This window comes from Gymnodinialimonas ulvae (genome assembly GCF_037543845.1).
GTDB classification, from domain to species: Bacteria; Pseudomonadota; Alphaproteobacteria; order Rhodobacterales; family Rhodobacteraceae; genus Gymnodinialimonas; species Gymnodinialimonas ulvae.
On the sequence record NZ_JBBIFX010000004.1, the window covers coordinates 270,345 to 282,750 of the forward strand.

Annotated in this window: 16 protein-coding genes; 13 read left to right on the plus strand and 3 right to left on the minus strand. The window is 63.3% G+C overall.

What is annotated here, in order from left to right:
- The first annotated feature begins 113 nt into the window (after positions 1-113).
- Complete coding sequence (gene rimO, locus V8J83_RS18440; protein WP_339987965.1) at positions 114-1,481, plus strand: 30S ribosomal protein S12 methylthiotransferase RimO; 1,368 nt, start codon at positions 114-116, stop codon at positions 1,479-1,481.
- Here rimO and V8J83_RS18445 read toward each other — a convergent pair.
- Positions 1,478-1,828, minus strand: a complete 351-nt coding sequence (locus tag V8J83_RS18445; protein ID WP_339987966.1) for a hypothetical protein — start codon at positions 1,826-1,828, stop codon at positions 1,478-1,480. The two genes, rimO and V8J83_RS18445, sit on opposite strands and share 4 nt — an antisense overlap.
- 153 nt (positions 1,829-1,981) lie before the next feature.
- Positions 1,982-2,620 carry a M48 family metallopeptidase gene (locus V8J83_RS18450; protein WP_339987967.1) on the minus strand — a complete coding sequence of 213 codons (639 nt, stop codon included), beginning with the start codon at positions 2,618-2,620 and terminating at the stop codon, positions 1,982-1,984.
- A 183-nt stretch (positions 2,621-2,803) separates the two neighbouring features.
- Between V8J83_RS18450 and V8J83_RS18455 the strand changes: the two genes are divergently transcribed.
- From V8J83_RS18455 to V8J83_RS18480, 6 genes are all read left to right on the plus strand, one after another.
- Positions 2,804-3,190 (plus strand): thiol-disulfide oxidoreductase DCC family protein, encoded by a 387-nt coding sequence (locus tag V8J83_RS18455; RefSeq protein WP_339987969.1) that lies wholly within the window; start codon positions 2,804-2,806, stop codon positions 3,188-3,190.
- Between the two features lie 9 nt (positions 3,191-3,199).
- The gene (locus tag V8J83_RS18460) at positions 3,200-3,439 is read left to right on the plus strand and encodes a DUF8831 family protein (protein ID WP_339987970.1); all 240 of its coding nucleotides are present in this window, start codon (positions 3,200-3,202) and stop codon (positions 3,437-3,439) included.
- A 100-nt stretch (positions 3,440-3,539) separates the two neighbouring features.
- Positions 3,540-4,640: a class II histone deacetylase gene (locus tag V8J83_RS18465; protein WP_339987971.1), complete on the plus strand. Its 1,101-nt coding sequence runs from the start codon at positions 3,540-3,542 to the stop codon at positions 4,638-4,640.
- Positions 4,640-5,317 carry an imm11 family protein gene (locus V8J83_RS18470; RefSeq protein WP_339987972.1) on the plus strand — a complete coding sequence of 226 codons (678 nt, stop codon included), beginning with the start codon at positions 4,640-4,642 and terminating at the stop codon, positions 5,315-5,317. The genes V8J83_RS18465 and V8J83_RS18470 overlap by 1 nt, the downstream gene beginning before the upstream one ends.
- 79 nt (positions 5,318-5,396) lie before the next feature.
- Positions 5,397-6,092, plus strand: coding sequence for a CoA transferase subunit A (locus V8J83_RS18475; RefSeq protein ID WP_339987973.1), 696 nt, complete (start codon positions 5,397-5,399; stop codon positions 6,090-6,092).
- Positions 6,089-6,715, plus strand: coding sequence for a 3-oxoacid CoA-transferase subunit B (locus V8J83_RS18480; RefSeq protein WP_339988036.1), 627 nt, complete (start codon positions 6,089-6,091; stop codon positions 6,713-6,715). Before V8J83_RS18475 ends, V8J83_RS18480 begins: the two co-directional genes overlap by 4 nt.
- Before the next feature lie 77 nt (positions 6,716-6,792).
- On the opposite strand, the gene V8J83_RS18485 is transcribed toward V8J83_RS18480, so the two are convergent.
- Positions 6,793-7,638 (minus strand): lytic transglycosylase domain-containing protein, encoded by an 846-nt coding sequence (locus tag V8J83_RS18485; RefSeq protein WP_339987974.1) that lies wholly within the window; start codon positions 7,636-7,638, stop codon positions 6,793-6,795.
- Between the two features lie 273 nt (positions 7,639-7,911).
- Between V8J83_RS18485 and V8J83_RS18490 the strand changes: the two genes are divergently transcribed.
- From V8J83_RS18490 to V8J83_RS18515, 6 genes are all read left to right on the plus strand, one after another.
- Positions 7,912-8,148, plus strand: coding sequence for a hypothetical protein (locus tag V8J83_RS18490; RefSeq protein ID WP_339987975.1), 237 nt, complete (start codon positions 7,912-7,914; stop codon positions 8,146-8,148).
- A 272-nt stretch (positions 8,149-8,420) separates the two neighbouring features.
- On the plus strand, positions 8,421-8,672 hold the full coding sequence (locus V8J83_RS18495) for a hypothetical protein (RefSeq protein WP_339987976.1): 252 nt from the start codon (positions 8,421-8,423) through the stop codon (positions 8,670-8,672).
- Positions 8,673-8,898: 226 nt separating this feature from the next.
- Positions 8,899-9,138 (plus strand): Flp family type IVb pilin, encoded by a 240-nt coding sequence (locus V8J83_RS18500; RefSeq protein ID WP_339987977.1) that lies wholly within the window; start codon positions 8,899-8,901, stop codon positions 9,136-9,138.
- Between the two features lie 169 nt (positions 9,139-9,307).
- Positions 9,308-10,135 (plus strand): Flp pilus assembly protein CpaB, encoded by an 828-nt coding sequence (gene cpaB, locus V8J83_RS18505; RefSeq protein ID WP_339987978.1) that lies wholly within the window; start codon positions 9,308-9,310, stop codon positions 10,133-10,135.
- Positions 10,136-10,346: 211 nt separating this feature from the next.
- Positions 10,347-11,741, plus strand: a complete 1,395-nt coding sequence (locus tag V8J83_RS18510; protein WP_339987979.1) for a type II and III secretion system protein family protein — start codon at positions 10,347-10,349, stop codon at positions 11,739-11,741.
- Positions 11,742-11,751: 10 nt separating this feature from the next.
- Positions 11,752-12,402 carry an OmpA family protein gene (locus V8J83_RS18515; protein WP_339987980.1) on the plus strand — a complete coding sequence of 217 codons (651 nt, stop codon included), beginning with the start codon at positions 11,752-11,754 and terminating at the stop codon, positions 12,400-12,402.
- The last annotated feature ends 4 nt before the right edge of the window (positions 12,403-12,406 follow it).

Sequence of the window (12,406 nt, forward strand, 5' to 3'; positions counted from 1 at the left end):
CGCAGACTAGCCGCCCCGGAACGCCGCGCCCATCCCGAACTTGCCCCATGCGCAAGCCCTTGCCGAGGCACCGGGGGCTTCCACATCGCCCGCCCCCGCGATAAGGCAGACGCATGGCTCAAAACCCACCCAATCTTCGCCCCGACCTCGCCCGCGCCGCGGTGCCCGAGGCCACGCGCCCCGGCCAGCCGCGCATCGGCATGGTCTCTCTCGGGTGCCCCAAAGCCCTTGTCGACAGCGAACGTATCCTGACTCGGTTGCGCGCCGAGGGTTACGCCATCAGCCCCGATTATGGCGGCGCGGACGCCGTGATCGTGAACACCTGCGGCTTTCTCGACAGCGCCAAGGCCGAAAGCCTCGATGCCATCGGCGAGGCGCTTGAGGCCAATGGCAAGGTGATCGTAACCGGATGTCTGGGTGCCGAAGCCGATTACATCACCGGCGCGCATCCCAAGGTTTTGGCCGTGACGGGCCCGCACCAATACGAACAAGTGCTCGACGCCGTCCACGATGCCGTCCCGCCCGCGCCGGACCCGTTCATCGACCTTCTGCCCCCTGCAGGTGTCAAACTGACCCCGCGCCACTACGCGTATCTCAAGATCGCCGAAGGCTGCGATCACAAGTGCAAATTCTGCATCATCCCCGACATGCGCGGCCGCCTCGCCAGCCGCCCGCAACACGCCGTTTTGCGCGAAGCCGAAAAGCTTGTAGAGGCCGGGGTCAAGGAAATCCTGGTGATCAGCCAGGACACCTCCGCCTACGGCACCGATTGGAAGGGGCGGGATGAGAAGTTTCCGATCCTCAACCTATCCCGCGACTTATCCACCCTCGGTGCCTGGGTTCGCTTGCACTATGTCTACCCCTATCCTCATGTTCGCGACCTGATCCCGATCATGGCGGATCCGGCCAACGGCTTGCTGCCCTATCTTGATATCCCGTTTCAGCACGCCCATCGCGACACGCTCAAACGCATGGCGCGCCCCGCCGCAGCCTCCCGCACATTGGACGAGATCGCGGCCTGGCGCCGGGATTGCCCCGATATCATCCTGCGCTCCACCTTCATCGTCGGCTACCCCGGCGAAACCGAGGCGGAGTTTCAGACCCTGTTGGATTGGATGGACGAGGCGCAACTCGACCGCGTGGGCTGCTTCCAATACGAAAACGTCGCCGGGGCGCGCTCCAACGCCCTGCCCGATCACGTCCCCGCTGAGGTCAAGCAAGACCGTTGGGAACGCTTCATGGAAAAGGCGCAGGCCATTTCCGAAGCCAAGCTTGCTGCAAAAGTCGGCACAACGATGCAGGTCCTGGTCGACACGGTCGATGCCGAGGGCGCGACCTGTCGCACCATGGCCGACGCGCCCGAGATCGACGGCAACCTGTTCATCGACGACGGGTTCGCGCATCTCAACCCGGGCGATCTGGTGTCCGTCACCGTGGACGAGGCCAGCGACTACGACCTCTGGGGAACGCTGACGGATTAACGCGGCGTGCGCGTCAGCAATTCCAGCCCCGCGCCATCGCCCCAGGTGCCGTGCAATTCCCCATCGGGCATCACGATATAGAACGCCGGATGCTCCGCCCCCCATTCAACGGTCAACACGTCACCGTTCAGCACGCCGATCCCGGAATAGGTCGATCCCACCGACCAATTCACCGCCACGGTGCCGTTGTCATTGCCCAAAATCGCCACCGTGCCGGAATAGGCCGTGCCGTCGGCATTGCGGCCGTAGGCATAGTAATCTCCCAAGATGTGCTGCTGCGCCTGCGCGATCGGCGCGGCGATACACAACACCGCGGCGGCCAGCGGAAGGATGGAAAAACGGATCATCTGCAATCTCCTTGTCCAATACAGGGAAAAGGATGCCATGATTTCCGGTTTTTTGCACTTGAAACGACTGTCCGTCAGCTTTGCCGAGCTGGAGGGTCAAAAGAAGCCGCCGCCACCTGGCGGGCTAGCAGTTCTGCGCCGCCACCTGGCGGGCTAGCAGTTCTGCGCCGCCACCTGGCGGACGACCCGCACGCGTTCGCGGTTGGGCGGGTGGGTCCCAAGCACATTGTCCTGAGGCTCGGGCAACTGGCTGAACAACTCCGCCCCCAGAACCGGGTCAAACCCCGCGCGACAGGTGATGATCGTGCCAAGCGCATCGGCCTCAAGTTCGGCCGTCTGACTGAACTGCCGCGAGCCCACCAGCGCGCCCAGGTTCGCCGCCTCGATCACCTCTTCGCGGCTGGCCCCGCTCTGGATCGCGGTATTGCCAAAGATCCGCGCCCCGCGCTCGGCCGCGCTTTGCTGCTGGTCGATATGCTGCGCGATGTGATGCGCGGCCTCATGGCCAATCACAAACGCCAATTCATCATCACTGCGCACTTCGTAGATCAGCCCAACGGTCAGGATGATCAACGGACGCCCGTTTTCGGGGTCAATCGTCTGGAACGCGTTCACACCGGCACGCGGGTCGCGCAACACAACGATATCGAAATCACAATTGCGGCCCGGGATCTCGGCCCGGCAGACGGCTTCGGCGACCGGCTCCATCCGCGCCGAGACCTGCTGCGCACGCGCCACGGACACCGGCACACCGGTCGGGGCCTCGGGGATCTGCGCCTCCGTAGGAAGCACGGTCCCCGCCGGGGGGGTATTCACGCATGCGCCAAGGGACAAGGTCGCAAGAAGGATAAGGAACGGGCGCATGGTATCTCCGGTCTGAAATCAACACGATAGACCGTAGCCACCCATCCCGCCACGTCCAGTCCGGATCGCAGAATTGTGGGCATCCGCCGCGCCGCGCCTATATCGTTGCGGATGAAACCGACCCATGTCCTGTTCAACGGGCGCTGCCCGATATGTGCCGCCGAAATCGCGCAGTACCGCCGCCGCGCTGATCAAATCGACGCACCGCTGCGCTTCGAAGATCTCCATGATGCCGATCTGGCCGATTGGACCCTCACCCCCGAAGACGCCAAGCGCCGCCTTCACGCGCGCCTGCCCGATGGCACGCGGCTGTCCGGCATCGCGGCCTTTGCGGCAATTTGGGACCACCTGCCCCGGATGCGCTGGCTGGCCCGCGCCGTGCGCCTGCCCGGCCTGCGGTGGGGTGCCGCTCTCGCCTACGACCATATCGCCGCGCCCGCGCTTTTCCGTCTGCATCAGCGGCGCGAAAGGCTTGGCAAGGCCCGCACCCGCGCCTAGCGTGGCGCCATGTTTACCATCGAGCACGAATTCGACGCCACCATCGTCACCCTTGTAGATGAGGGCGATGCCCCGCTTCTCGAAGACGTCATCATCTCCACCTTCGAGGAATGCGTGACCCTGCAACAGGCCGACCCCCGCACCGATCAGATGCGCACCATCACCTTATCCCTCGCGCAGGTCCGCGATCTCGCCGCCGCCCTCGATCTGCCCGAAGGCGCGTATCAGCTTCAAGGCCCCGACACCTGACCCATTCTTCGCGCCCCTCCCTTGCGATCACGCCCATCGCCGCGCCACTGGCCATTCGCCCGCATTCCCCCCAAAATCGCGCGTCAACGGAGGGCACCTGATGACAACCGGCTTTTTCTGGGATGAGCGTTGCTTCTGGCATGGTGGCGGCAATTACGCCGGGCTTCTGCCCGTCGGCGGTCTGATCCAGCCCGGCGGCGGCCTGCCCGAAAACCCCGAAACCAAGCGCCGGTTGGTGAATCTCCTTCATGTCACCGGCCTGTGGTCGGAACTCGACACCCAGACCGCCCCGCCCGCGACGCACGACGACCTCCTGCGCATCCACCCCGAAAGCTACCTGCGCCAGTTCAAGGAGATGTCCAACGCCGGCGGCGGCGAGCTTGGCCTGCGCACGCCCTTTGGCCCCGGCGGATTCGAGATCGCGGCTCTGTCTGCGGGGCTGGCCAAAGCCGCGCTGTTCAGCGTTTTGCAAGGCACCCACACAAACGCCTACGCCCTCTCGCGCCCGCCCGGGCACCATTGCCTGCCGGATTTTCCCAACGGCTTCTGCCTTCTGGCCAACATCGCCATTGCCGTGGAAGCCGCCCGCGCCGAGGCACTGGCCGACCGGGTCGCCATCATTGATTGGGACGTGCACCACGGCAACGGAACCGAGGCGATTTTCTATGACCGTGCCGATACGCTGACCATCTCGCTTCATCAGGAACGGAACTACCCCCTCGACAGCGGTGATTTCGTGGACCGCGGGTCTGACGGGGGCGTGGGCTACAACCTCAACATCCCCCTGCCCCCCGGCACCGGCCACGCAGGATATATCGAGGCGTTCGAGCGTCTCGTGATCCCCTCCCTCCATGCCTTCCAGCCGGACGCCATTGTGGTGGCTTGCGGCTTCGACGCCTCACTTGTGGACCCGCTCAGCCGCATGATCGCGGGCGGAGAGACCTTCCGCGCGCTGACCGACATGACAATGGAGGCCGCAGCTGACCTGTGCGACGGGCGCCTGATGATGGCCCATGAAGGCGGCTATTCCGAAGTCCACGTCCCATTCCTCGGCCATGCGGTCCTGGAGGCTATGTCCGGCAGCAACATCCACGCCCCCGACCCGTTCCAGCAGAAGTTCGAGGGCCAGCAGCCCTCAGACCGCTTCAACCGCTACGTCTCGAACCAGATTGCCGAGATGGAAGAGACCCTGGGCCTTTAATGGTCTACGTGATCGATCAGGCCATGTCGGGTCGGAATTCGCGGACGGGTGAGTTCGTGAATTGGGACAATCGTGTCCCGCAACTCGACCGCCGCGCAGAATTGTCGCGTATCTTCCATACTGGGTGCGAACAGCTCGCCCCATGGGAGGTTCCCGAACACCTCAAAATCAGCGCGCGCACAGGCAAGCTTCCCCTTTTCTTCACCACCGGAGCCCATGGTCGGGTGATCCACCAATCTCTCGTCAAGGAAATCGAGGCGTTTGATCCCGGCCAACATCAGTTTTTTACCCTGAGGGTGACTTGGCGCAATGGCGACGAAATTGAAGGGCCGTGGTTCCTGCTGAACGTGTACCGTGCAGAAGCCTCGATTGCCGATGCGGGGACGGCGTTCAGGGCGATTCACGGTTGGAAAACGATATCGACGGAAGACGGCACCCCGCGGGAGGTCCGAGACCCCGACAAAATCGTTGCGCGATACCTCGACTATTACGTTGGGCCACATAAACGCGGAAAACGGGTCGTTTACGATCCTGCGCGCCTTTCCGGTGAAAGCCACCTATGGCGCGAGCCCAGATTCGGCGATGCCGTCCTTTGCTCGGACGCGCTTTGGAAAGCGTTTAACCCCACCGCCCCCAAACGGATCGCAGGCTTTCGGGCCAAAGAGCTTCGCCATTGATCGCGTCTGCCTCACGTTGACTTCGCGCCGCGCGCGCGCCAATTTGCGCCGCAACGCAGCACTTCAGGGGACAGATGCGATGAAAAAGGTCTATGGCTCCGCGTCCGAGGCACTCGACGGCGTCCTGTTCGACGGCATGCTGATCGCGGCGGGCGGGTTCGGTCTTTGTGGCATCCCCGAACTTCTGATCGACGGCATCGTCGCGGCCGGCACCAAGGATATCACCGTCGCCTCCAACAACGCAGGCGTCGACGATTTCGGCTTGGGCAAGCTACTGGCCACCCGGCAGATCAAGAAGATGATGTCGTCTTACGTGGGCGAAAACGCAGAATTCATGCGGCAATACCTCTCGGGCGAGCTGGAGCTTGAGTTCAACCCGCAAGGCACGCTGGCCGAACGCATGCGCGCCGGTGGCGCGGGCATTCCGGGCTTCTACACCAAGACCGGCGTCGGCACCGTGATTGCCGACGGTAAGGAAGTGAAGGAATTCGATGGAGAGGAGTATATCCTCGAACGCGGCATCTTTGCCGACCTGTCCATCGTCAAGGCATGGAAGGCCGACGCCACCGGCAACGCCGTGTTCCGCAAGACCGCCCGCAACTTCAACCCACCTGCGGCCATGTGCGGCAAGATCTGCATCCTTGAGGTCGAGGAAATCGTGGAAACCGGCACGCTCGACGGCGACGCCATCCACCTGCCCGGCATCTATGTGCACCGCCTGATTCAGGGCGACCATGAGAAACGCATCGAACAACGCACAGTGAGGGCAGCATAATGTGGGATCGCAACCAGATGGCCGCCCGCGCGGCGCAGGAGCTTGAAGACGGCTGGTACGTAAACCTCGGCATCGGCATCCCGACGCTGGTGTCCAACTACATCCCCGAGGGCATCGAAGTCACGTTGCAGTCCGAGAACGGCATGCTCGGCATGGGCCCCTTCCCGATCGAGGGCGACGAGGACGCCGACCTGATCAACGCGGGCAAGCAGACCATCACCGAACTGCCCCACACCTCTTACTTCGATAGCTCGCAAAGCTTCGGGATGATCCGCGGCGGCAAAATCGCCATGGCGATCCTGGGCGCGATGGAAGTGGCCGAAAACGGCGACCTCGCCAACTGGATGATCCCCGGCAAGCTCGTGAAGGGCATGGGCGGTGCAATGGATCTGGTCGCGGGCGTGGGCCGCGTTGTGGTCGTCATGGACCACACCAACAAGCACGGCGATTCGAAGGTGCTCAAGGAATGCACCCTGCCGCTGACCGGCAAAGGCGTGGTGGACCGCATCATCACCAACCTCGGCGTGCTGGACGTGGTCGAGGGCGGGCTGAAGATCGTCGAAACCGCCGAGGGCGTCACTGACGACGACCTGCGCGCGGCCACCCAAGCCAAGATCGTCTAACCGGCCCCGTTGCAATCGCACGACGGGCGGGACCATCCGCGCCCGTCACGCAGCACCCAACGCGGCTACGGCCCCTCTCAATCCATGATCTGGAACACGCAGCCGTCCGACACCAGCTCGGGCGCCGTGATGCACAGGCTCCGCGCGATGCCCCATGCCGCAAGCACGCGCGGGACATAGGTGCGGGTTTCCTCGTAATTCGGCACCCCGCCCGAGCGCGTCACCGCCCCCTCGCCCGCATTATACGCGGCGAGCACGAGGATCGGGTCGCGGTCGAACTCTTCCATCAACCAATCCAGATACGCGATCCCGCCCGCGATGTTCTGCGCGGTGTCAAAGGAATCCTCCACACCGAACCGCTCGGCGGTTGCCGGGATCAACTGCATCAAGCCCTGCGCGCCCGCACCGCTTTCGGCGTCCGACCGGCCCGCGCTTTCCGCCGCGATCACCGCCAGCGCAAATGCGGGCGAGACCTGCGTGCCGATACTCGCCGCCAGGATCTCGCGCCCGTGTTCGCGCGCGATCCGGCTGACCGTGTCGAGCCGTGGCGCGCCCAGGTTCGCCGCCTCCTCGGCACTGGCCAGATGATCCTGCGCGGCCCAGAAGCGGGTCGGGTCCGCCGGAAGCGACGCCGGGATGGTGGCCCAGAACCAATCCGTTGCCCCCCCGCGCGCCTCCTCAGCCGGGGCCACCGGGGCAAGCGGCTCGGCCGCTCCGTCCTCGACCTGCGCCGCCGCTTCGGGGCGCGCGGCCGCGATCTCGGCCTGCCGGGCGATGTCTTCTTCGGTGACTTGGATCGTGATGCGCGGCGCGGTGGACCCCGCCTCCGGCGCGCTCAAAAACCGAATTCCGCCTTCTTGCGCCGCGCCCATTACGGGCCAGCAGGCCGCACATGCGACCCATGCCACAGCAAATCTGATCATGAAACACCTGTAATCACTGCACTTATTCGACGCTCGGACGGGTCTGCGCCCCTCTCGACATTCGAAATCGTGTTAACCATGCCTGCCCATTTGACACGAAACAACCCTCTAGACTTCCCAAAGATAACCCTGCCACGCCCAATTCGCGCCGCGATTGCCCGCGATACCTGTTCTTGTCACAGGGACAACCCGGGGCTCCCGCCCCTGCCCCGTACATTGAACCTGAAACTGAACCTGAACCGAATACTTTTTGTCTTACTGGAGTACCTGACAATGAAAGCCATGATCCAAAACTTCGCATCCAACGAATCCGGCGCCGTGACGGTTGACTGGGTTGTTCTGACCGCTGCCCTCGTGGGCCTGGGCCTGGCCGTGATGGCCGTTGTGTCCTCGGGCGTTGAGAACCTCTCGACCGACATCCGCAACGAGCTGGCCAACGCGCAGCCGAACGCGGACCCCTTCGTCGGCAACACCGACGTGACGTCGGGCAACGACGTCGCTCTGGACTAAGTCCGGTCACACCGACCGTAACGCATGACTTGGGCCGTCCGTTTGGGCGGCCCTTGTTGTTTCTAGATCCTGCAATCCGCGGCCCGTCGCGCAGGATTGTTCACGAACACCCGCGCACGTGCCCAAAACCGGCCCGTAGATTTCTCATAAAGATCGCCGCTTCGTCCAATTCATGCCGCGATTGGCCGCGATACCTCTCCTCGTCAAAGGGAGACCCCCGGGGCTCACCCCCTAAAGTCCCGGACACTTGAACTTGAATTAAACGCTGTCAAATGGAGTATCTGACAATGAAAGCCATGATCCAAAACTTCGCATCCAACGAATCCGGCGCCGTGACGGTTGACTGGGTTGTTCTGACCGCTGCCCTCGTGGGCCTGGGCCTGGCCGTGATGGCCGTTGTGTCCTCGGGCGTTGAGAACCTCTCGACCGACATCCGCAACGAGCTGGCCAACGCGCAGCCGAACGCGGACCCCTTCGTCGGCAACACCGACGTGACCTCCGGCTCGGACGTCGCGCTCGACTGATCGCACACGATCATTCAGGCCTGGCCTGGCGACAAGCCGTCCTTCGGGGCGGCTTGTTTCGTTTCGGCATCCCTCGAATGGGGTCCGAAAACCTTGCACAGGCACCGCACAGACACATACGGACCTTAATTTCGCTCCATCACCCCGTCACGAATGCTTCTGCGCCCCTCCGTTCGGAGTGTTGCACTTGAACATGCCCAACCGGGCACCGAAACGGAGCAAACCCATGTTCGCAAAGAGTACCAAGCGTTTCCTGTCCGATGAATCGGGCGCCATCACCGTCGATTGGGTCGTCCTGACCGCCGGCGTTGTTGGCCTCGCCCTCGCAGCCATCGTCGTGATTTCCAGCGGGGCCGAAAACAGTTCGACCGACATCACCAACAGCCTTGCGAACACGGTCCCTGCATCCAGCCCGTTCGACGACAACCAAGGCGTTGCGTCCGCCTCGGATGTTGCGCTGGATTGATCGTCTGCGAACGACGAAATCGGCGTTCGCACCGGGGAATTTGAGGTGAAAGGCCACCGTGATTCCGCCACCCCAACACGATTTCGCCCCGATTCCCTGCAACAAAGAGCGCCAGTAACAATGTTTGTCTCCGCCCAGACGGAGAAAGATCAAATCACGAGGTGGGCTTATGCGTATCGTTTTCATTCTGGTTCTGGCGGTCGGTGTCGGCCTTGCCGGCTTTGCGGTGTCTGTCGCCAAGGACCGTTTCGACCAATATCAGGCCGCTCTGGCCGAACAGCAGGACGCGATCCTGCCGACGACCGAGATTGTCGTCGTCACCCGGCAGCTGGCCTATGGCGAGCAATTGACTGCGGAAGATGTCCAACTGGTCCGATGGCCGGCTGAGTTCGTCCCGTTCGGCTCCTTCGCCTCTATCGAAGAGCTGTTCCCCGAAAATGAAGACGGCGCCAGCCGCACCGTGATCCGCGTGATGGAACAGCACGAGCCCATCCTTCTGACCAAGATCACCGCCCCGGGCGAAGACGCGGGCGTCGCCTCGCGGCTGGACGAAGGGATGCGCGCCATCTCGCTCAGCGTGAACGTCAACTCCGGCGTCTCCGGCTTCCTGCGGCCCGGTGACCGGGTCGACGTCTACTGGACCGGACAGGGGCGCGGCGGCGAAGGCGTGACCCGCCTGATCCGGACCAATGTGCAGATCATCGCAATCGACCAGATCGCCGACGAACAGCGCAACAGCCCGACCATCGCACGCACCATCACGGTCACCGCCCGTCCCCAGGACGTCGCGGCCCTGACCCAGGCGCAATCGACCGGGACCCTGACCCTGGCCCTCGTTGGCGTCGGCGACGACAGCGACAGCGGCACTGTCGAAGTGTCGACCTCCGCCCTGCTCGGTGACATCGAAGAAGTCGCCCAGGAAGGCCCCGAGGTCTGCACCGTTCGCCGCCGCGTCGGCAACCAGGTGGTCGTCGAGCAGGTCACCTGCGTGAACTGATCCACAGATTTATCCACAGATTCCAAAGGGCGTTCCTGCCAAGCAGGGGCGCCCTTTCTTGTGGATAAAATCCAAACCGTTGTCGATTTGGCACATTAACATACTTCTGCAATACCGTGATTATTGCGTAAAAAACGGTTTTGGGGCATGGTGCTTGAAAGGGTGAATAAAAATATTGCCCATCAACAGTGACATAGAGGCAGGTCACATCATGAGCATAACAGGTTTTCTGCGTGCATGCCTTCTCGGCTGCGCCACACTTCTTATCCAACCGGGCCTGACGGCCGAGGCGCAGGGACTGCGCGTCGTCGAAGGGGAAAGCACCGGCACCTTGCGGGTTCCGATGAACCGCGCGGTGATCGTCGAAAGCGAAATGCTGTTCGCCGAGCTTTCGGTGGCCAACCCGGCCATCGCCGATATCGCAACCCTCTCGGAACGGTCGATCTACGTTCTGGGCCGCGCCCCGGGCCGGACCAGCATGACCCTTCTGGGCCCCGACGGCTCGCTCATCGCGAATGTCGAGGTGCAGGTTGTCCCCGACGTCGCGGAATTGCGCGAACGCCTGCGGGAGATCTTGCCCAACGAGCCCGTCGAAGTGCGCACCGCCAATGATGGCATCGTACTCTCCGGCACCGTCGGCTCGGCCCAGGCCATCGACCGCGCCATGGAACTCGCAACCCGCTACGGCAGCGTCTCCAACCTGATGATGGTCGGCGGACAGCAGCAGGTCATGTTGCAGGTCCGTTTTGCCGAAATGCAGCGCTCCGTGCGCCAGGAACTGTCCTCGTCGATTGGTGTCGGCGCGGAAACCGGCAACTTCGGCGCGACGTTCGGCTCGAACAACCTGCCCCAGGGCATCCCAAACGCCACCGGCGACAACGTCGGCGCGCTGGCCAACCGCAACGGTGCGCTTGGCCTCGCCTTCTCGGCGGGCGGCCTGCAATTGGCGGTTCTGATCGAAGCACTCGAAGCCAACGGCATGGTCCGCACCCTTGCGGAACCCAACCTCACTGCGCTCAGTGGCCAAACCGCCGAATTCCTGGCGGGTGGTGAATTCCCGGTGCCAACGGAATCCGAATCCGGCGGCGTTACCGTGGAATTCAAGCCCTTCGGCGTGCAGCTTGAGTTCACGCCGACTGTCATCGACAGCGATATCATCAACCTCGAACTCGAAGCCGTGATCTCTTCGATCGGCGAGGTTCTTGCAGGCTCCACCGCCCCGGCGCTCAGCACACGCTCCGCCGCCACAACGGTCGAGATGCGCGATGGCGACAGCTTCGCAATCGCGGGCCTGCTGCAGGATGATTTCCGCAATTCCGTCGGGCAGGTGCCATGGCTTGGTGATCTGCCGGTGCTCGGGACCCTGTTCCGCTCCTCCAGCTACCAGCGTTCGCAATCGGAGCTGGTGATCATCGTGACGGCCCATCTGGTCAGCCCGGTGCGCGGCGACGCTTTGTCGTTGCCCACGGATCGCGTGCGCATCCCGACGGAGCAGGAACTATTCTTCTTGGGCGAGGTCACCGGCCGCGCCCCCGCCGCCGGCACCGCCGCTGGCGAAGTAGCGCAACAGGATTTCTCGGGATCCTACGGCTACGTCCTGGATTGAGGAGGCGACCATGACCAACAAACTTCCCTCACGGCGTCTCGTCCTTGCGACGATGGGCTCAACCCTCGCGCTCTCGGCTTGTGGCCAATTTGCCATCGAAACCGGACGCCCGCTCGGGTCCGAAATCGACGAAGGCAACTTCGGGGAACCGACGCGCATCAACCGCGGTTTGCACAACGGCGACATCAACTACGCCGCCGTTCTGGGCGAGCGCTTCGCCAATGAAGTGCCGACCACCATCAACTTCGCCTTCAATTCGGCGGAGCTGGACGCAAGTGCGCGGGCGATCCTGATGCAACAGGCGGATTTCATCCGGAACTTCCCCGAAGCACGCTTCTCGGTCTTCGGTCACACCGATGCCGTCGGCAGCCGCGGCTACAACCACCGCCTCGGCCTGCGCCGGGCACGCGCGGCGGTGAACTTCTTGGTTCATCAGGGCATCTCACGTCATCGTCTGGCCGCCCTCGTATCGCTGGGTGAAACGCAGCCGATCGTGCCCACCGAAATGGAAGAGCGTCGCAATCGCCGCACCGTGACGGAAGTGTCGGGCTTCGTGGAGAACAGCGACCTTGTCTTGGATGGTCGTTACGCAGAGATCGTCTACCGCTCTTATCGTGGCGGCAGCGGTGGGGGTGGTGGCGAAAGCGCCAGCGCCGAGTAACGCT